General features: G+C 43.2%; 17 protein-coding genes and 2 pseudogenes. 9 read left to right on the top strand and 10 right to left on the bottom strand.

What is annotated here, in order from left to right; all coding sequences use genetic code 11:
• Positions 1-622 precede the first annotated feature (622 nt).
• Both F6K64_RS25860 and F6K64_RS25855 read left to right on the top strand, forming a co-directional pair.
• On the top strand, positions 623-1,270 hold the full coding sequence (locus tag F6K64_RS25860; protein WP_008187651.1) for a DUF3318 domain-containing protein: 648 nt from the start codon (positions 623-625) through the stop codon (positions 1,268-1,270).
• 353 nt (positions 1,271-1,623) lie between these two features.
• Positions 1,624-1,872 (top strand): pentapeptide repeat-containing protein, encoded by a 249-nt coding sequence (locus F6K64_RS25855; RefSeq protein WP_287251150.1) that lies wholly within the window; start codon positions 1,624-1,626, stop codon positions 1,870-1,872.
• On the opposite strand, the gene F6K64_RS25850 is transcribed toward F6K64_RS25855, so the two are convergent.
• Positions 1,856-2,635: a 7-carboxy-7-deazaguanine synthase QueE gene (locus tag F6K64_RS25850; protein ID WP_008187645.1), complete on the bottom strand. Its 780-nt coding sequence runs from the start codon at positions 2,633-2,635 to the stop codon at positions 1,856-1,858. The genes F6K64_RS25855 and F6K64_RS25850 overlap by 17 nt on opposite strands.
• Before the next feature lie 115 nt (positions 2,636-2,750).
• Between F6K64_RS25850 and F6K64_RS25845 the strand changes: the two genes are divergently transcribed.
• Complete coding sequence (locus F6K64_RS25845; protein ID WP_044494201.1) at positions 2,751-3,740, top strand: sugar transferase; 990 nt, start codon at positions 2,751-2,753, stop codon at positions 3,738-3,740.
• A gap of 462 nt (positions 3,741-4,202) precedes the next feature.
• Entirely contained in the window at positions 4,203-4,601 is a 399-nt protein-coding gene (locus F6K64_RS25840) for an ATP-binding protein (protein ID WP_008187640.1), read from the top strand.
• Here the strand turns inward: F6K64_RS25840 and F6K64_RS25835 are convergent.
• The 4 genes and pseudogenes from F6K64_RS25835 to F6K64_RS39110 all read right to left on the bottom strand — a co-directional run.
• On the bottom strand, positions 4,598-5,485 hold the full coding sequence (locus F6K64_RS25835) for a hypothetical protein (protein ID WP_008187638.1): 888 nt from the start codon (positions 5,483-5,485) through the stop codon (positions 4,598-4,600). The genes F6K64_RS25840 and F6K64_RS25835 overlap by 4 nt on opposite strands.
• 217 nt (positions 5,486-5,702) lie before the next feature.
• Complete coding sequence (locus F6K64_RS25830; RefSeq protein WP_008187636.1) at positions 5,703-6,212, bottom strand: hypothetical protein; 510 nt, start codon at positions 6,210-6,212, stop codon at positions 5,703-5,705.
• 253 nt (positions 6,213-6,465) lie between these two features.
• Positions 6,466-6,696, bottom strand: coding sequence for a hypothetical protein (locus F6K64_RS25825; RefSeq protein WP_131827051.1), 231 nt, complete (start codon positions 6,694-6,696; stop codon positions 6,466-6,468).
• Positions 6,697-6,803: 107 nt separating this feature from the next.
• Positions 6,804-6,953, bottom strand: a pseudogene (locus F6K64_RS39110) (IS1 family transposase); the annotation flags it as partial.
• A 1,592-nt stretch (positions 6,954-8,545) separates the two neighbouring features.
• Between F6K64_RS39110 and F6K64_RS25820 the strand changes: the two are divergent.
• Both F6K64_RS25820 and F6K64_RS39105 read left to right on the top strand, forming a co-directional pair.
• Positions 8,546-9,802, top strand: a complete 1,257-nt coding sequence (locus F6K64_RS25820; protein WP_008187629.1) for a glycosyltransferase family 4 protein — start codon at positions 8,546-8,548, stop codon at positions 9,800-9,802.
• Between the two features lie 181 nt (positions 9,803-9,983).
• A pseudogene (locus F6K64_RS39105) lies at positions 9,984-10,067 on the top strand (Uma2 family endonuclease); the annotation flags it as partial.
• On the opposite strand, the gene F6K64_RS25815 reads toward F6K64_RS39105, so the two are convergent.
• Complete coding sequence (locus tag F6K64_RS25815; protein ID WP_502708070.1) at positions 10,055-10,321, bottom strand: hypothetical protein; 267 nt, start codon at positions 10,319-10,321, stop codon at positions 10,055-10,057. The pseudogene F6K64_RS39105 and the gene F6K64_RS25815 sit on opposite strands and share 13 nt — an antisense overlap.
• A gap of 110 nt (positions 10,322-10,431) precedes the next feature.
• On the opposite strand from F6K64_RS25815, the gene F6K64_RS25810 reads away from it, so the two are divergent.
• Positions 10,432-12,174: a GMC family oxidoreductase N-terminal domain-containing protein gene (locus F6K64_RS25810; RefSeq protein ID WP_044494138.1), complete on the top strand. Its 1,743-nt coding sequence runs from the start codon at positions 10,432-10,434 to the stop codon at positions 12,172-12,174.
• Positions 12,175-12,445: 271 nt separating this feature from the next.
• Positions 12,446-12,757, top strand: a complete 312-nt coding sequence (locus F6K64_RS25805; RefSeq protein ID WP_008187623.1) for a hypothetical protein — start codon at positions 12,446-12,448, stop codon at positions 12,755-12,757.
• Between the two features lie 507 nt (positions 12,758-13,264).
• Here F6K64_RS25805 and F6K64_RS38410 read toward each other — a convergent pair.
• Entirely contained in the window at positions 13,265-13,390 is a 126-nt protein-coding gene (locus tag F6K64_RS38410; RefSeq protein ID WP_353814930.1) for a Uma2 family endonuclease, read from the bottom strand.
• A gap of 342 nt (positions 13,391-13,732) precedes the next feature.
• Between F6K64_RS38410 and F6K64_RS25800 the strand changes: the two genes are divergently transcribed.
• Positions 13,733-13,876, top strand: coding sequence for a hypothetical protein (locus F6K64_RS25800; protein ID WP_154659871.1), 144 nt, complete (start codon positions 13,733-13,735; stop codon positions 13,874-13,876).
• Between the two features lie 5 nt (positions 13,877-13,881).
• Here F6K64_RS25800 and F6K64_RS25795 read toward each other — a convergent pair whose 3' ends face one another.
• The 3 genes from F6K64_RS25795 to F6K64_RS25785 form a co-directional block, all read right to left on the bottom strand.
• On the bottom strand, positions 13,882-14,427 hold the full coding sequence (locus tag F6K64_RS25795) for a hypothetical protein (RefSeq protein ID WP_154659870.1): 546 nt from the start codon (positions 14,425-14,427) through the stop codon (positions 13,882-13,884).
• 110 nt (positions 14,428-14,537) lie between these two features.
• On the bottom strand, positions 14,538-14,762 hold the full coding sequence (locus F6K64_RS25790) for a hypothetical protein (protein WP_081473260.1): 225 nt from the start codon (positions 14,760-14,762) through the stop codon (positions 14,538-14,540).
• A 53-nt stretch (positions 14,763-14,815) separates the two neighbouring features.
• A complete protein-coding gene (locus F6K64_RS25785; RefSeq protein ID WP_287266761.1) occupies positions 14,816-19,024 on the bottom strand; it encodes a response regulator in 4,209 nt (1,402 codons plus the stop codon).
• Between the last annotated feature and the right edge of the window lies 1 nt (position 19,025).

Below are 19,025 nucleotides of genomic sequence, written 5' to 3'. Positions count from 1 at the left end.
TGCTTGACCTTGGCGAATTAAATTCGCCAAGGTCAAGCGCACCGCAAAGTACGGTGGGGCACACCGGAACTTGAGGAAAAGGAAGGGAAACGGACTTTTAAGGCACTTCCAGGAAGTACTCCAACGCTTAAGGAGAACTGCCCTCTAGGTCTGTCGTGAATTGACTGGGGACTTGGTGTTTTCACGGGTTTTTGGTTAAGCATTGTCCTATTTTTGGCGGCGTCAAAGATTGGAACTCGGCGGTTTACGGCGGCTCGTTGATCTAAGAATCCCCGCGTCTAATGACCGGGGAGTGTCAAAGCAATCTTAATTTACTGGTGAAAATTCTGAAGATAGGGTGATCGGGTAATGGGGATAATTGGTAATGGGTTAATCTGGTTTTTGAGCTGTCAGCCCTGAAACGCTACTATAAATTTAAATACAGAAAGAGAAGACCATGGGCGAAGCGCTTAGTGCCTAGTAGTACCCTTAGGGATTAGTTTGACGTACTACTGATAGTTAGCTTCCTCGAAGTTCACTCTCGTCGAGTACACAACATCTTAAACTTGGGTAAATCGAATTCGTCGATACTGTCCGGTCACAAACAGCTCAATTTGAAAAAGTTTTTTGTAGGAGGATATGAATGACATCCTATGCAGCGTCTTCTGCTAGAGCAGAAATGAGTGAACTCCGACGACTAAAAACCTTACTACCACCAGAGCTACAAAGCTGGGTGATGGTGGAAGGGTCAACAGAAGTCAATCCCCCCTTGGTTCGTTGTGAAGAACTAGGTTCAGACGAGGTGGAAATTCAAATTGACCTAACTAAATGGGAGCAGCTCGCCCTTGACCAGCGTAACCTCCTGTTTTGGCATGAAGTTGCCCGGATTCAAAATGACACAATTCCTAAAGAAGGCTGGGAAATGGCAGCCCTAGCCATTGGTTTAGGGGGTGCTGTCGGGGAACTCTGGGTACAAGATGGCTTACTGCTGCTGTTAGCATTAGCCCTATGCGGAGTCTCAGGTTGGCGACTTTATCAAAAAAACAATGGGGAGAAAAACCTCAAATATGCTATCGAAGCTGACGAAAAAGCGATCGCACTAGCTACTCGCTTTGGTTATACCCTACCCAATGCCTACAAGAGTCTAGGCAGTGCCTTGAAAACCTTAATTGAAATCACCCCTAGTCGTCGTCTACGGCGCAGATACGAAGACCGGCTCTCTGCTCTCAAACGCAGTGCCGCTAAAGCCAAAGCCCAAGCCAAAGCCAAGGGAGAAGGCACAACCATGTAGTGTGATGTCTAGGCAAGACTTAACTGTTGGTTATTTGTTGACGGTTATTTGTTGACGGTTATTTGTTAACTGTATGTTTGTTGACTGTATGTTTGTTGACGGTTATTTGTTGATGGTTATTTGTTAACTGTATGTTTGTTGACTTTATGTTTGTTAACTTTATGTTTGTTAACTGTATGTTTGTTGACTGTTGTTTGCTGACTGTTGTTTGTTGACCTTGGCCAAAAGGCCACGCAATCGCGTTCAACTAAAATAACCTTGGCCTAAAGGCCACGCTACGCAAACAACCTACCCTTCACCGAACGCCAAAGGCGAACAACCTTGGCCAAAAGCCCACGCAATCGCGTTCAACCTTGGCCAAAAGGCCACGCAATCGCGTTCAACCAGCTAACTTTCAACCAGCTAACTTTCAACCAGCTAACTTTCAACCAGCTAACTTTCAACCAGCTAACTTTCAACCAGCTAACTTTCAACCAGCTAACTTTCAACCAGCTAACTTTCAACCAGCTAACTTTCAACCAGCTAACTTTCAACCAGCTAACTTTCAACCAGCTAACTTTCAACCAGCTAACTTTCAACAGACCCCTAAAGCTGACCGATAATTTTATGGGTCTGAGGCACCACCCTTACCTGCTTAAGAGAATGCTTCATTAAAGCCTGCCAAGCCAAAACCTGCTCCGGAGTAGGAGCAACTATTGGTTGCCCAGACCCCTCCAACGGAGTCACTGGTTGCAGAAATACTGGAATTTCCGCGCTAACCGCTGCTACCAAATCAGCAGATTGTTCTAACTCCGTGGGGTCAGTGTGGCAATCAATAATTAACTTGACAAATACCTCCACTGATGAGTTGTGGCACAGCTTGAGAAATTCCCTGTGAGCAGCCCATCTGTTTTCTCCACTCACACTGGGCAACTTAATATCCATACCCACTGAGTCCAAATAGGGCAAAAGCCTTGCCATCTCTTCAGGACGATGACCGCCAGTTTCTAGGTAAATGGGCAATCCAGTTAACTGTCGTAGCTCAGGCAGACATTCCACCAGAAACGGAGTATGAAGTAAAGGTTCACCACCAGTGAGGCTAATGCTATCGTGCAATCGATGTTGATTTTGTCTGTCAACCCATTTCAGTAGCGATCGCAGGGGGACTGGATTTGGATAAGTTTCAAAATCACGCTTACCGGGAGTCTGTTCCACCTGGCATTGAGGAGGGACAGCCCAGGTATGGAAACTGTCACAGAAATGACATCTTAGATCACATAGGGCAAACCGGATAAAGATCTGACGAGTGCCAACATTTAGCCCTTCTCCTTGAATAGCAGAAAAAACTTCGATCAGGCGGGCAGTTGCTTGAGTCCCACAGAGCATGTTCAGATTTTCAAAGATTTCATAATATTTGACTATTTTTTTGGCGAATCCTAGCGTTCTAGGACAAAATAATGGTCAAGACTATAGGTTAAAATCTAGCCCTTTTTCTTCTATGATGGTTGATTCAGTCAAGAGCGACAATTTCCTGGTAGTGTTCTCACAAGATACTCCCGTGGTGGAATTACCCAGTCGTGTCAGTGTACTAGAAGCTGTGGAGTTTAAGCAACTATTCCAGCAGCTTCTCCAAAAAATTCCTCTGCCTGAAACAATCATATTTGATTTTCACCAGACTAATTTTATCGATAGCAGTGGTATCGGTGCATTAGTGAGTAATCACAAAAGCGCCCTAGAACAAGGGGTTAAAACGTTGCTTAAAAATGTCACTCCCCAAGTCATGTCTGTATTGGTCATTACAGGACTAGACCAAAGGTTAACCATACAACCATCAGATAATAGTACCACACTAAGCACCAACAAATCAGTAAATCACTTACCAACAACCCATCCCTCCGTTAGATCTCCGGTGAAGCGATTAATCGATATTCTGGGTGCAATCGTGGGTTTGGGAATTACTGGTATTTTATTTCTTCCCATTGCCCTTGCTATTAAGCTAGATAGCCCTGGTCCGATTTTTTTTGGTCAAATCCGTTGTGGTTGGATGGGAAAGCGGTTTCGGATCTGGAAATTTCGCTCCATGTGTGCTAACGCTGAACAGCTAAAAGAGAAAGTTAAAAATCAAGCTGATGGCAAAGTTTTTAAGAATGAGAATGACCCCAGAATCACCAGAGTAGGTCATTTTTTACGGAAAACCAGCTTGGATGAACTGCCTCAGTTCTGGAATGTTCTGAAAGGGGAGATGAGTTTAGTAGGTACAAGACCACCAACAGTCAATGAAGTAGAAATATATGAGGTTCCCGAGTGGCAACGTTTAAACGTAAAACCGGGTATCACTGGTGAGTGGCAGGTGAATGGACGCTCAAAAATCCGTAGTTTTGAAGATATCATTCAAATGGACTTAAAATACCAACATCACTGGAGCTTAGCCCATGATATCAGAATTATCTTCAAAACTATCCTGGTGGTGGTTCGTAAAGATGGAATGTAGTTTTATGGTTAGATGAGTTTGGACCCATCACCTTCGCCCCTACTGGGGAAGGTGATGGTAATTTATGAAATGCCAGCCTAGCTTACCTTGGAACCGAAAACTATTTTTTAATAGTAGATTAGAATAGACCTCTTGTCAAAGTATTTTTGTGATCCTGTCTTTCTCAATTATTGTCCGCTGATCCAAAGTTCCCTTGTCCGAAGTTCCCGACAACTGCCGCGAAGTCTAATGCCATAGACCGTGTAAACACCAGAATTTTTAAAAGTACCATCAAATTCGATCAATTTAGGCTAATATAGTGGTTCCCACTAGACCGATCTGCATCGACATGATGATCGGAACCTCCGTGTTGCAGAAGAGTCATTGTTGTTTTTATCTTACAAAATAGTGGTGCTTATTAATAAAACCTGGAAACTCAGTCGGTTAATGTGCAATGGAAAACCGCTTCGAGAATCTCGTCTAATGGTCCAAACAGACTTGAGTGAAGTCAAAGATGTATTACAGTGGTTTGAGGAATTCACTTCTGACCTACTGCCTCAGCAATTTTGGCAGCAGTGTCAAATTGCTTTGGTGGAAGGATTTACTAATGTAGTACGCCATGCTCATCGACATTTACCTAAAACTACAGTAATAGAGCTGGAGTTAAAGTTATTTACTGATGGATTAGAAATGCGGCTTTGGGACTATGGACAGCCTTTTGATTTCCAATCCAAGCTGGAATCCCTCTGCCAAGAGGACTATGACCCTTTAGAAAAAGAAGGAGGCAGAGGGTTGATGTTTATGAATCAGCTGACAGACGAAGTTTCCTACCAACGTCTGTCTGACGAACGTAATTGTCTACTAATGCGTAAATGGTGCTAGATTTCCGCTGCGGCGCGTTCAATTAAGCTACGCGCCAGACTTTGAATGCCAGTGTGTTCATAATAGTTAGTAGACATATCCAGAAAAGCGGCGAGATAGTCTAACTTGTCATCAGAAAACTCAATAAAACTTTGCAAGTTATTAGCGATTTGTTCTGGGGTCACACCTCGGTCAGTAACGAAATCACTCATCCATCCCTTCACCGATTCAAAGCTTTGACCAATAAAGTTGAGCTTGCCTTCGGAATCATCCCCAGGAATCGCATCCTGGATCCCTTTGAAACTCCCACTTTCTTCCAACTCGTTGGGAGTTAGACGCTCTAGAGTTGACTGTACTCCCATGATAAAGTCAGGACCAAGGGGAATCAGACCATCAAAACAAACCAGTGCTGCCATACGCATTATAGATGCGCCACTATAGTCAGCTAAGGCACCCACAAAGTCACCAATGCTATCCCCAGGCAGACCATTAATTTGGCAAAAGCCGATCAATTCCCCTACCACTTTGATGGACAGATCGATAGTTTGGGCTTTGTCAGCTTTCGGAGTCAACCTGTTCAAGAAACCCAACAAGGGAATTTTTTCACCAACCTTGTTCGCTAAAGCTGCTGTACCCAAAGCCGTACCAGTGCTATCAATGGTTTGGTAAATCCACAGCGCTCGTTGGTAGCCCTGGGAGCGGTCATTGAACAGATAGACGGCGCGATCGCCAATTTCCTGAATTACCTCTTCGTCTTCTTCACCAGTGATCGCACGAATGGTATTTTCAAATCCCACTAAATTTTCCCACTCTCCAGGCACAACAAAGTCTAGAGACTTCAGCGCCGAGATGGTCAGGTTCTTCGTTGGCAGATCATCAACGATTTCAAAAATTGCTTTGCTCACACTCAGACTCCTTTACAATCTGATACCTTCGAGTCATTAGTCCTTGGTCATTAGTCCTTGGTTATTAGTCCTGAGTGACCAACACCGAGTCTGATCGTAGTTACTGATCGTAGTTACTGATAACTAATGACTGATGACTAATGACCTACTCACCCGTGATTCGTGTGATTGAGGATGCTTATTCCCCATTCACCTTTTTCCTTGTAGCATTTATTTACTAAAGTCGGGCAAGACCACTGAGGTTAAATTTTGCTAACCAGGCTTTGCGATCGCTAGCGGTAAACGACGGATCTCGGGATTGGATCTTTACCTGGTAGCGCTTACCGACCAAAATAGCGGTTTGAGTGGAACCAATTTCCCGGGCTGGATAACCAGCAATGGTTTGACCACTTTGCTGATATTTGGCAGCAGTGGTAGGAATGCTGCTGGTATCGGAAATTGAGAGAACTGCCACCTCAGTGCCATTTTTCTTCAACTTGGCTTGAGCAAAACCTTTTTTCTCCTGGGTATATACTCGTTGATAACCACCCCCTGATGGTGGGAAAAACTTGTTGAATTGAGACCCTTGAGTGGCATTCTTGGTAACAGCCTGACCACTTCTAGCCTGGCTGCTGGCCTGTTGTGCCTGGTCAAAACGAGAGGGGGCTTTTTGAGCGCAGGATGTTACCAGCAATACTGTGCTGAGTAACACGGTCGCTAAAATTGTTTTTACACGAGAAATGGTCATCGTTTTCTCCTGGAATGATTTATGCTGCTTACTTAGCAAGACTATCTCGGGGAAACCTTACCAGAGCTATATAAACAAAGATTTCCCAAGTGCCCCATGGCTTGGTCAAATAAGTGACCAGTAACACTATCCTACTCTAGGCATAAAACCACTACCCCCTTCTGGTATTGAGCAACTGGTCACAACGTTATGCCAAGGTGTACTCCCTGCTTAGTAGACGAAGTCCAAAGCTAAAACACCTGCCAAAGCCATCCTAGAAAATTGTAGTCAATACTTGGCAAAATGGGGAGCAGGGAGTAGGGAATAGGGAGCAGGGAGTAGGGAATAGGGAGCAGGGAACAGGGAATAGGGAACAGGGAATAGGGAACAGGGAATAGGGAACAGGGAATAGGGAACAGGGAATAGGGAACAGGGAATAGTTAAAAAATTGGCGTTGCATTACTGTGGGATGATTTAGAGTTTTTTTCGATAGCGATCGCTTCATAATCCCTCCCAAATGTTAAACTGAAATTAATACTGAAATTAATTTAGTAATCCTTTTGTTTTTGAGATATTCAATCATGAATTTATTGACAACTATAACATCTATATTGACTTATAATAACAAAAGTTTTTACGATGTGATCGCGCTAGATAATGACGCAAATGACTATTCTATCCTTCGACCATTGTCATTGATTTTTTACTAACGCTCTGGTCTCCATTTGGACTAAATTGATGGTAAACTTTATATCCATATGTAATCAAATAGCAATAAAAATTATTGATTGTTTTATGATTTTTTTAAAAAGGGTTTGCCCTTTATTATCCTATTAAATATTATCAAATATCATCGGAATCCTTGTTTAAAGATGTCCATACCAAAATTTTAGTTTTTTTTGCTATAAATGTTTGCAGTTAATCTAGTTTACCCACTTGTGGTGTTTTGTAATTTTTATGATAATCAGGTAGCTGATTACCAATCTGCTTCACCCAACTAATTCCTGTATTATGATTGACTTTATGAATTCTTTCAATAGCCCTAAAACCCTTCCCCTTTAGGTACATAGTTAAACAGTATTATTTAACTTTTTTGCTCTCCTAGGGTGGCTAGGATAAATTAGTATAATAAAATAATCGCCATAGCCCTTACTAATTAAGGTTTTGAGTAATTTAAAAATGCAATTTTAATAAAAGCGCACCTAAGCGGTCTTGGGGGTTTACCCCATGAGCGACTGCATCAATACAATGTATTTTTATTTGATTGAATCCCTTGCTATTTAAGGGGTTAAGCTCATTTAACCTACTCATTTACTATAATCAGTATAGGAGAGCCAACTTTTTGAGAATAACATAATTTTGAATAAGACTAAATAAATTGGCGAGCACAGCTCTTACATTGATAATTTTCTCCCCCCTTATGTGACCATTTTTTCAATACTATTAGACTGAAAATTAGGGCAATTTATACTCAGTTATTTCATGAGAGTGCTAAAGTTTAACTTTTTTATTAATTAAAAATTATCCCAGAATCATGCAACGCCAAAAAATTATGTGTAGGGAGCATGTCAAATTCGCCAAATGTACTCAAATAACTCATAACTGCTACTGAAACCCCGAAAACACTGTAGTTCAAGCGTTTATAGTTCAAGTGTTCTTACAAAATTGACCTGCTCCCTATGTGTACCTCATAGCTATGAAAAATGCTATACAATTCGACGCAGCTTGGATATGAAAAATGCTATACAATTCGACGCAGCTTGGAAATGATATTACTTATTTTTTATAAAAATACTTTGGAGATTATAGAATAATTGTTAATTAATTTTTAATTCCTATGCCATCCGTAAAAATTCTGAAAAAAAAATCTATTTTCCCAGAAAATGCGGGATTGCACCCATGAATAAAAGTGTTTTTTTCGATATAAATATAATTATTGGTAAATGAAATTATCCGTTGATTTCAAAAACTAGTTATAGCTCGGTAATCAGACGCTCATTACCAATTACCAATTACCAATTACCAATTACCAAAAGGGAGGATTTATTAGTTGCAGCCATAATCAGAATTGGCATAAAGATTCTTGCTGTAGCTCTTAAAGAGGCTTTAGTAATGCACAATTATGATATTTTGGTCAAGGGTGTTTATGTTAAATTTTGTTACAAAAACTGTCATTCAGGCGTAAAATATGGAATTGAAGCCGAATAAATAGTTATAGGGTTAAAATCCCTGATTGGGCATTTTGCACCACCAACCTGACTTGACAATGGTCGTGAGTTCTCAGTGCTAAAGCCAATAAATCAATACACAAATTTGGTGAGTCTACACCCGGCTGGCAACATCTACTAGAGATTATGCGAATCCTAATATATTCTTACAACTATCATCCAGAGCCAATTGGGATTGCCCCATTGATGACTGAACTAGCAGAAGGGTTGGTCAAAAGAGGCCATGATGTTCGGGTCATTACTGCGATGCCCAACTATCCTCAACGTCAAATTTATGAGGGATATCGAGGAAAATTGTATCTTACCGAACACATCAAAGGTGTGATTGTAGATCGCTGTTATGTGCGGATTCGCCCGAAACCAAATTTGATCGACCGATTATTGCTAGAGGCAAGCTTTGTTGCTACCAGCTTCCTCAAGGCTCTGAGTTCTCCTCGCCCTGATATCATTATTTTAACTAGTCCACCACTGCTAGTTTCCCTACCAGCTGTGATTTTGGGGTGGATACACCGAACGCCAGTAATTCTAAATCTCCAAGACATTTTGCCAGAAGCTGCTATTAAAGTAGGCTTACTGAGCAACCAACCTCTAATCCGTGCATTAGAGGTTGTAGAAAGGTTTGCTTACCGCACAGTCACCAAAATCAGTGTGATTGCTGATGGCTTTACCGATAACTTGCGCAGCAAGGGTGTGCCAAGCTCTAAAATTGTGAAGATTACCAATTGGGTTGATGTTAACTTCATCCGTCCTTTACCAAAAGAAAACAACTCCTTTCGCACTGCCCATAACCTTAATGGTAAGTTCGTTATACTCTACTCCGGTAATATTGCCCTCACTCAAGGTTTAGAAACTCTGATTAAGGCAGCATCTAGGGTGCGTCACGTTCGAGATATTGTGATTGTGATCGTTGGAGAACAGAAAGCTTTAGGCCGACTAAAGCAGTGCTGTAAGACTTGGGACGCCAATAATGTTAAGCTGCTGCCATTTCAACCTCGGGAAAAACTACCGGAAATGCTAGCAGCAGCGGATGTGGGGTTGGTAATACAAAAGCAGAATGTAATTTCTTTCAATATGCCCTCCAAAATCCAAGTACTGCTAGCTAGTGGTCGCCCCATCCTAGCTTCTGTTCCTGCTAATGGAACCGCTGCCAGAGCTGTCAAAAAAAGCGGCGGTGGCATTGTTGTTCCCCCAGAGGATCCAGAAACTCTAGCAGAAACAATCTTAGAGTTGTATAAGGATCCCGCAAGAGTTACATTACTGGGCAACAGAAGTAGACAACATGCTCTTCAATATTATTCATTTGATCAAGCTCTCAACCGTTACGAAGAACTCTTTTCTGACATTCAAAATCAGCGGTTACTGGCAGCGGTTCAGAAGTCTTGATGAATCCCTTTTACTGATTAGGGAGTAGGGAGTAGGGAGTAGGGAGTAGGGAGTAGGGGTAACAAAATTGAATGCACCTCATAAGTATTAAACGTTCTTTAGTGGGATGCTAAAAACCATGACTCGAAATGCGTTCGCGAAGCGTGACCTACGGTCAATCGCGAAGCGTGGCCTACGGCCAATCGCACTCAACCCAACAATTCCTCCCCTGGAAAACGGTGACAGGCTGACTCAGGCTGAGTTTGAGCGTCGCTATGATGCCATGGCCGTTGAAGGTTGAAGGTTGAAGGTTGGTTTGTTGAACGCGATTGCGTGGCCTTTTGGCCAAGGTTGAAGGTTGAAGGTTGAAGGTTGGTTTGTTGAACGCGATTGCGTGGCCTTTTGGCCAAGGTTGAAGGTTGAAGGTTGGTTTGTTGTTCGCGATTGCGTGGCCTTTTGGCCAAGGTTTAAGGTTATCCAATTCTTAGCACTCAAACGGTTACACATCAATTTCATCTGGCTATCTCCCCATCTCCTCATCTTCCCATCTCTCCACACTTCCCACACTTCCCACACTTCCCATACTTCCCACACTCTTGGCCTGTTCGCTATTCGATATAATAAAATAATTTTCTTAAAAAACCATTCCGATGATGTACGATACGATCGTGGTTGGCTCTGGTAACGGAGCCTGTGGGTTTCTGAGCTATTACCTAGAAGCTGGTAATGACAGGTCTATCCGGGAGCGGGTGTTAGTGCTGGAGGAGGGGGATGATTTCTTTACTACCAGCGACATTACCCACCAGAACAACTGGACTAAGTCCTACGCGGAGGAAAAGGTATTCAAGTTGCACAATGCCCTGACTCCCAAGGGAATTCCGATTATATCTGGGCGAGCCTGCACTATGGGTGGTGGCGGCTCGATTAACTATACCATGATGCATGAGTCGTCGGAGTGGCTGGCGACACATATTGGTCAAACGGCAGCCTATTGGGACAGCCTGAAGGCAGAGTTGAATCAGAAGTTTGCTAGACCAAACCCGGTAACCGATCCGTCACCTGTGACTAAACAAGTACTCCAGGCGGCTGAGAAGGTTGGTTTTGTGACCAGTACAGACGCTATCGACAATATTCCTAATTTGGAGGTGAGGGATACTGGCCTGTTGCACCTTTTTCCAACCCAGTTCAACTCATTTGGGCAGCGAACCCACAGCGGAGTATCCATTGTCGATTGGTTTGGCCAGGGAGTGGAGATCAAGACTAGGTGTAGGGTTGAGAGACTTGAGTTTTCTAAGGAGCAAGGGCAAAAACCACGGTGTGTGGGGGTGCATGTTAAGTACCTGGACACGGGGATGACGGAACGCTTGTCTTTGCTTCCTGATGGTGGAAAGGTGATTATGTGCGCAGGGGGTGCGACGCCACGGCTGCTCTGGTCTCACCGCGAGGAATTGGGAAACGATCTGATCGGGCAGCATGTGAATGACCATATTGTCATGCCCCTGGGTCTCTACGTGGTGGATAAGAGTATCGATGTTACCCCTCGGGATGTGTACATCTCTGTGTTTGCTACAACGGTATGGCAACCAGAACCAGAACAACCGGGACAGGAAACGGTTTGCTGCTTCGATTTCTTTTCTGGTAATTTTGAGAGGCTGTGGTTTATGATTGCCCACCTTTATCTGGCGTTCCTGTTCCCAAACTGGCTCAAGAAGTTCGTGATCAGGTTACCTTGGTTGTTTAATATCATCAAGAACGTGATTAGGGTGTTTCTTCAGGCAGTCAATTTCATCATTAACCTGTTATGGGGACTTTATAACTTACTTCAAGGCAAACCATGGCATGATGAAGCCCACTTGATTACTGCGGCGATTAAGTTTAATGCTGCTAAAGAGGGTTGCTATTCAAGGGACGACTCTCGGATTGAATTAGATTTCTTTGGAGAAGAGGAACAATCCCATTTCAATCAGGATAAAGTGGTAGCTAACAGTGAGATTGCCAAGCACATGGCACTGTTGAACGGCTTGGGAGAACAGCCACATTGGTTAGTTAAGTGGTTCTTGCGACTGGTAACTAAGATGCCCTACGAAGAGAACCAGATTGAGGAGTATGTTGATGTTTACAGTCGCAGGTTTTTACTGTCGGAGCAGCACTTGTCGGGGGGATGCCTATTCGGTAAGGCGATTGATAAAGGACTCGACAATGCAATAGATACTGGTAAAGTATACGGGTCAGCTAATGTCTATGTGGCTGACCTTTCTGCTGTGCCCTTGCCCCGGATTAGTACGCAGATGACAGCTTATTTGATTGGTTTCCATGTGGCGAAGAGGATATGTGTGGGGAATGGGGAATCGGGAGTCGGGAGTCGGGAGCGGTGCGACCCGTGGCGAATTTAATTCGCCTACGGAAAGCGCACCGAGGGAGTCGGGAATTAAATATCTGATCGACATGATATAATCCCAGAAATTGGGCGCGAGTTAATTGCTAAGCCAGAAAAGACCGATGGATTAATTCTAGGTATCGAGGGATATCTATAACACTATTTTGTTAGGTGGCTCCATACTTGGCATCACTTCAGAGGATGCCAGCTAATCTCTTATTGTCTATAAAAATTGCTAATAATCCTGAGTAGCCAAGTCATTGTTTCCTTTAAATCAATAACTAATAATGAATAATTCTCAATTTATAGATATGCTAATTAAAGTTCTTAATGCAGCAATAGAACAAGTTAAAGAAGTAAGGTATGCTCTTGGTAGTGATGTTTCTGCTCAGGATTATAAATCTATTGGGTCATTTGGTGATGGGTATCAAAAAATTAATGCTCAGAATCTAGAAACTGACACTGGAACTTCCAAATTTAATCAACAAATAACAAAGACTGGCACTGATAAAGAAGGAATAGATGAGGTAGGTCCAGATCCAGGGAGTATGCCACCAGGTTTAGAAGCTTCTTCTAGACTTAGAATGCAAAACTGTTAGTCACAAAAACTTCAAAGATAGCTATACCTAGAGTTCATACCTCAAATAAACTAACTTAACTAGAAATAATGTCCAAAATTTTTCCTAGCAAGGGTTTTGGGCATTATTTAGTATGAATAAATTTAGCATAACAGGTACGAAAGAGTCGTTTTCACATAGGAATTATAGATCCACGAAATTTATGGTTCTCACATCTTTATTAGGGCTATGGTAGTTACTTATTTTATACCTATCAGATCCTGAAAAATACATAATCTAGATAAATAAATTTGAAATAGCTAGCATTGCAGTCACCAATTCAACACTCCCATCGCCTAGTAACTATTTAACGTTTTTATGAATAGATAAGAATCGACAGGAAACAGTCAACCCTCAACCCTCAACAAACTCCGGAATCACTGGTGGCAACATTTCAGATACAGTCAATATACAATCTGGAAACTGTAACGGTAAAATTGTCTGATCCTCTGCCATAATTAAGTGACTTTGATACCCTTGCTCAGTCGGTTATCGAAAAACATGCAATTGACGATTAGTTAAATAAATTACCCAATAATCAGCAATCTCCGCCTCTGCATAATGGTTAGCTTTCAGTTCACAATCCCTCCTCAAGTTAGTATCGGCAACTTCAATAATTAAATAAATTTATGATGGTGTGGGATCATGGTCTAGGTATTGCAGTTCATCTGGTATAACTACGGCTATATCTGGTTGGAGTTCGGAGTAATTACTTAACTGAATTGGTAATTGTGTTTGAGCTAACCCTTGCTCTCATAAACGATTATCCAACAATCGGCAAGTGATCCGAATTCCAGTAGCATGGGGAGGGGTGCATCTCACGTTTACAATTAGGTAAAAATTTCAGTTAAAATTCCCACACTCCGATGGCGAAATGGGGAGATTTTTATGGTTATTTCTGAATACTAGCACTATACATTAAGGTTAGGAGATTGATATATAGCGTTTATCATAGCTATGATGTACAGAGATTTTTTCTCCTTATTACCTATTCCCTGCTCCCTTATTCCTGCTCCCGACTCCCTCGGTGCGCTTTCCGTAGGCGAATTAAATTCGCCACGGGTCGCACCGCTCCCGACTCCCTCGGTGCGCTTTCCGTAGGCGAATTAAATTCGCCACGGGTCGCACCGCTCCCTACTCCCTGAACTATAACCTATAGCAACACTCAATGCTCGTTCTAAATCCAGCAAAAAAATCGTTAACTTTTCTGCTTCGTATTGCCACACCGCGACATAATTAGCCATACCAAGGAGATAGGTTTCACTGTAATAGTCTGGCAATTTCCGAATCGTTGATAAGGGCAAATCGATCATAGTGGGTAGCCGCTCAACCGGAATGGCGCAGGCGTCTCCCCCGGGAGTTTTAACGATGATCAAAAATTCGCCAACATTTGATAAATCAATAGGGGATTTTGTGACAGCAGCGGTTTCCCCTAAACCTTGACTTATCGGTAGCTTAGCTTTGGTAGGTTTGACCAGTATTGGTTTTAAAGGCAGCAGCGTCAAGGTTCGATTGTCTAGATGAATTAGTCTGTTATCCCTGCTACTCTCCCTAATGTTGCTGGGAAAATCCCTAACGTTTAAGACCACTGTCATTGGTAATGCTAACCAATACTTAGCGATTTTAAAGACAATAACTCTAATTTTTTTCATATCCCTACTCCGTAAGCTATCAGCTATCAGCTATCAGTTATCAGCTATCAGTTATTATTTATCAGTTATCAGTTATCAGCTATCAGTTATCAGTTATCAGCTATCAGTTATCAGGTTTCAGCTTTCAGCTTATGGGTTAGGTCACAGGCTAGAAGCCTGTGCCACGCTACTTGAGGTGATTTTGAATAAAACAGGTAAGCATTCGTTTGATCAGAGTTACGGAAAGCTGACCGCTGACCCCTGACGGCTGACCGCTGACCGCTTACTATTAAATTATCCCAAATGAAGTTTATTTTAAGCATTAGGCTGACCACTGACCGCTGACCGCTGACCACTGACCGCTGACCACTGACCGCTGACCGCTGACTACTGAATGCTGAGGTTTATTTTAAGCATTAGGCTGACCACTGACCGCTGACCGCTGACCGCTGACGGCTTTATTAATTGTTGCTAAAATATCTTCGTCTAAATACGGTTTAGTCAAATAAGCTATAGCTCCGAGTTCGGTAGCAAGTTTTTTGTATTTATCCTGACTACGGGAGGTGAGCATAATAATAGGAATATCAGCTAAAGCTGGCTCTTGATGACTAAGACTCAAAAACTCAAGACCGTTTAACCGTGGCATTTCTAAATCACAGATAATCAGATCAATACCACTACTTCTGCGCAATAGTTCTATAGCCTCCCAACCATCTTTAGCTTGCACCACATGGTTACCATTTCGTTCTAGAATTAGGCTTAAATTTTGTCGCTCAGTAATGGAATCATCGACAACTAAAAAGGTTTTAGAAAGCTTGGCAGGTTGAAGGTTGGCAGGTTGAAGGTTGGCAGGTTGAAGGTTAGCAGGTTGAAGGTTAGCAGGTTGAAGGTTAGCAGGTTGAAGGTTAGCAGGTTGAAGGTTAGCAGGTTGAAGGTTAGCAGGTTGAAGGTTGGCAGGTTGAAGGTTGGCAGGTTGTTCGCCTTTGGCGTTCGAGAAGGGTAGGTTAGCTGGTTGAAGGTTATCAGGTTGTCTATGATCAGGTTGAAGCTTGTCTGGAAAACCTTGGCCAAAAGGCCACGCTTCGCGAACAACCTTCAACCTGCTAACCTTCAACTCTTCAGAACCTTGGCCAATAGGCCACGCTTCGCGAACAACCTTCAACCTGCTAACCTTCAACTCTTCAGAACCTTGGCCAATAGGCCACGCTTCGCGAACAACCTTCAACCTCCCAACTTTCAACTCTTGATAACTGCCAACCTTCAACAAGGATGGCTGAGATTGAGGGAGCTGCTGTACATAGTTAAGTAACCCTGTACCGTCAATTACCAGGGTCAAACGACCATCGGCCAAAATACTGCAACCATAAACATAGGGAGGATATGCGATCGCATTAGACAGCTGCTTGATCACCAGTTCTTGCTCTTCGAGTACTTGTTCCACTTCTAGTCCTACCCATCCGTCACCGCTAGCCATCAATAGGATCGGATTAATCTCTTGGGGTTTAGTGAGCAAGGGATTCCAAGCTGGTAGTGTCGATACCTGTTGGGATGAGTATTCCAGTAAGCATGAGAGTTGGTAAACGGGAGTGCTATACTCATTCCCCCTGTGATGCCAATTCAGGATTTTTTGATCATTCACCATCTGGATGTGCTCAGATGCTGGCAACACTATCTGTTCAATGTCATTACCCACAAACCCATACACTCCCTGACTAGCTTGAACCACTAGCACCCTGGCATTTCTGAGGGCCTCTTGGATCTGCAAGCAAAAGGTTGTGCCAAGACCCTGCTGGAAGCGAACCTTTACCCGACCGTTAATCCGTTGCAGTTGGGAGCGCACCACATCTAGGCCAATACCTCGTCCAGAAAGTTCGTTAATTTGAGAAACAGTGGAAAATCCTGGCTGACAAAGTAAGTCTAATAGCTGATTTGGCTCCGGTGATTCGCCCAGGGCTTCCAAGTGCTCAACACTGAGCAGGTTGGTTTCCACGGCACGATTATAAATCTTTTCCAAGTCCAGTCCCTGACCATCATCTGTGACTTCAATGATGGTGCGATTTCCTTGATAGAAGGCACGAATTTCAATCTTACCGATAGCAGGTTTACCCCTTTGTTGGCGAACCTCGGAAGATTCAATACCATGGTCGAAACCATTGCGGACTAGATGCAGTAAAGCATCATAGAGATAATCAGCAATGGTTTTATCAACTAGGACATTACTAACACTGAGGGTCAATTCCGCTGACTTGTGATGGACATTAGACAACTGCTGCACCATGGAGGGAAAGGATTTAAGCAGATGTTCCAGAGGTATAGTCCGAGCCGATTGAAGAGTATCCCTCAGCTGAGTTGATAGACGCTGTTCTCGTTCCACACTAGCAGCAGCCGTAGTGGCTAACAAGCTCAGGTCTTCTGTAGCTTGAGTCAGTTGCAGGGTTTCTTCCCATGCCGAATCCCAGAGCTTAGAAATTTGCTGATTAGAGGAATGCTTCTTGAGCTGAGTGCGCAGTTGAGTCAGGGTGTGGCGGTGTTGCTTGAGCCAATTGGAGAGTTTTTCAACTACCCCTTGACAGTTTTCATCCTGCCATCCTAACTGGTTTTGGTTAATCAGTAGTTCCCCAACTAGGTGAGATAGATGTTTAAGACTGTCTAAATCAACGCGCACTGTGGCCGATGTCTTGATCGAGCCCTCTGCTAATGAAGGCACACCAGCCTCTCCAGACTCCCGATCGGGAGGAGACATTGATATTTGGTTTACTTCTTTTCCTGATTCAGAGTTAACCGCTAACTCCGACTCTTGCTTAGAGTCAGTCTGAGCTTGGTTAAGATTGTCTGTTGCTACGGTTTCTGAAGATTCATCCAGAAATATAGTATCTGGAAATATACTATCTGGAAGTATACTATCTCCCTCAAGAGATTCCTCTTCAGGAAACACTTGATTAGTTTGCTGTTGCGCGAGAGGAATATTACCAAAGGTTTCCTCAAGTAATTCATCAAGGGCTGTTGCCGATTTAAGGTTAGCAGGTTGAAGGTTAGCAGGTTGAAGGTTAGTGTTGGTTGAAGGTTGAAGGTTAGTGTTGGTTGAAGGTTGAAGGTTAGTGTTGGTTGAAGGTTGAAGGTTAGTGTTGGTTGAAGGTTGAAGATTAGTGTTGGTTGAAGGTTGAAGGTTAGTGTTGGTTGAAGGTTGAAGTTTGTCTGGAAAACCTTCAACGTTCCAACCTTCAACATTTAACGATTGTGAACCTTCAACCTTCAACGATTGTGAACCTTCAACCTTCAACGATTGTGAACCTTCAACCTTCAACGATTGTGAACCTTCAACCTTCCAACCTTGGCCTTTTGGCCACGCTTCGCGAACAACCTGTAACTCTTCTTGTGATCCAGCTAATTGTTGAAGGCCTCGGCTGGGGTTTCCTCCACGAGTGCGATCGCCTCCTAAGACAGCAGTATGAGCTTCCTGGAAATTCGTTAAGGCAATCTTGGCAATTTCCATCACCTGTTCAGGGTAAGCGTCAAGGGCTTTGAGGGTGTTTTCGGCAATAGCTTTAAACCCTGGTAAGCTCAAGGATTCCCCCAACCCTACAAATATTTCACCTTGTTCTCGCAAGGTCTCAGCAATCTCTATCAACGTAGCCTTATCATAATCGGGGGTTGAAGGTTGAAGGTTAGTTTCGGTTGAAGGTTGAAGGTTAGTTTCGGTTGAAGGTTCAAGGTTAGTTTCGGTTGAAGGTTCAAGGTTAGTTTCGGTTGAAGGTTCAAGGTTAGTTTCGGTTGAAGGTTCAAGGTTGTCTGGAAAACTTTCAACATGCAACCTGCCAACCTGTAACCCTTGAGAACTTTCAACATGCAACCTGCCAACCTGTAACCCTTGAGAACTTTCAACATGCAACCTGTCAACCTGTGACCCTTGAGAACTTTCAACATCCAACCTGCCAACCTGTAACCCTTCAGAACTTTCAACATCCAACCTGCCAACCTGTAACCCTTCAGAACTTCCAACCTTCAACAAGGAAGCTAGGTGATCAATGCGTTGCTTGACTCCTACTTCAAAGATAGATTGGACAATATCAAACCCAAGTTCTGCTGATGTGGGTAGAGAGGCTTGATAGTCAAAGCAATCTCCTAATTTAGCTTGCAGTTTAGCAAACACCCCTGCAGCTCGGTTGATAATCTCAGTATTCTTGCTCAACTCCCCGGTCATTTCAGCGGTCAGTGCCATCCTCAGGCACTGATATCCTTCAAACAGTAGTGTTTCTAGCTCTGTATCAATGGTTGCCTCAGGGGCTAACATTGCCCGGAAGACATCTTCGAGATAATGTGCTACACTCTTTATGGTGTCTTGCCGGACATTAGCAGCTGCGCCTTTCAGGGTATGAGTGGCTCGCATTAAGTCATAAAGTTGGTTTTTTGGCTTGTTCGGTGTCAAAGCCAGCAAATTTTGTTCAATAACTTGCAGCAAGTCCTGGGCTTCGCCTAGAAAGTATTGATAGGTTTCTGGATCAATAGTTGACATTTTTTTAGGGAGTAGGGGATCGGGAGTCGGGAGTCGGGAATCGGGAGTCGGGAGTCGGGGTAAAAAACTTGAATTTACCTTATAGTTGCTGGTGGCGAAAACCACG

This window comes from Moorena sp. SIO3A2 (assembly GCF_010672265.1).
Classification (GTDB): Bacteria; Cyanobacteriota; Cyanobacteriia; order Cyanobacteriales; family Coleofasciculaceae; genus Moorena; species Moorena producens.
The sequence above is the reverse complement of the archived record's forward strand: the minus strand, read 5'-3'. Positions and strand labels throughout refer to the sequence as shown.

Bases quoted from the DNA above. Each gene is read 5' to 3' on its own strand.
- F6K64_RS25860 (WP_008187651.1), top strand. From the start codon at position 623: ATGACATCCTATGCAGCGTCTTCTGCTAGAGCAGAAATGAGTGAACTC.
- F6K64_RS25810 (WP_044494138.1), top strand. From the start codon at position 10,432: ATGATGTACGATACGATCGTGGTTGGCTCTGGTAACGGAGCCTGTGGG.
- F6K64_RS25840 (WP_008187640.1), top strand. From the start codon at position 4,203: ATGGTCCAAACAGACTTGAGTGAAGTCAAAGATGTATTACAGTGGTTT.
- F6K64_RS25795 (WP_154659870.1), bottom strand. From the start codon at position 14,427: ATGAAAAAAATTAGAGTTATTGTCTTTAAAATCGCTAAGTATTGGTTA.
- F6K64_RS25815 (WP_502708070.1), bottom strand. From the start codon at position 10,321: ATGAGGAGATGGGGAGATAGCCAGATGAAATTGATGTGTAACCGTTTG.
- F6K64_RS25825 (WP_131827051.1), bottom strand. From the start codon at position 6,696: ATGAAGCGATCGCTATCGAAAAAAACTCTAAATCATCCCACAGTAATG.
- F6K64_RS25830 (WP_008187636.1), bottom strand. From the start codon at position 6,212: ATGACCATTTCTCGTGTAAAAACAATTTTAGCGACCGTGTTACTCAGC.
- F6K64_RS25800 (WP_154659871.1), top strand. From the start codon at position 13,733: ATGATGTACAGAGATTTTTTCTCCTTATTACCTATTCCCTGCTCCCTT.
- F6K64_RS25845 (WP_044494201.1), top strand. From the start codon at position 2,751: ATGGTTGATTCAGTCAAGAGCGACAATTTCCTGGTAGTGTTCTCACAA.
- F6K64_RS25820 (WP_008187629.1), top strand. From the start codon at position 8,546: ATGCGAATCCTAATATATTCTTACAACTATCATCCAGAGCCAATTGGG.
- F6K64_RS25805 (WP_008187623.1), top strand. From the start codon at position 12,446: ATGAATAATTCTCAATTTATAGATATGCTAATTAAAGTTCTTAATGCA.
- F6K64_RS25850 (WP_008187645.1), bottom strand. From the start codon at position 2,635: ATGCTCTGTGGGACTCAAGCAACTGCCCGCCTGATCGAAGTTTTTTCT.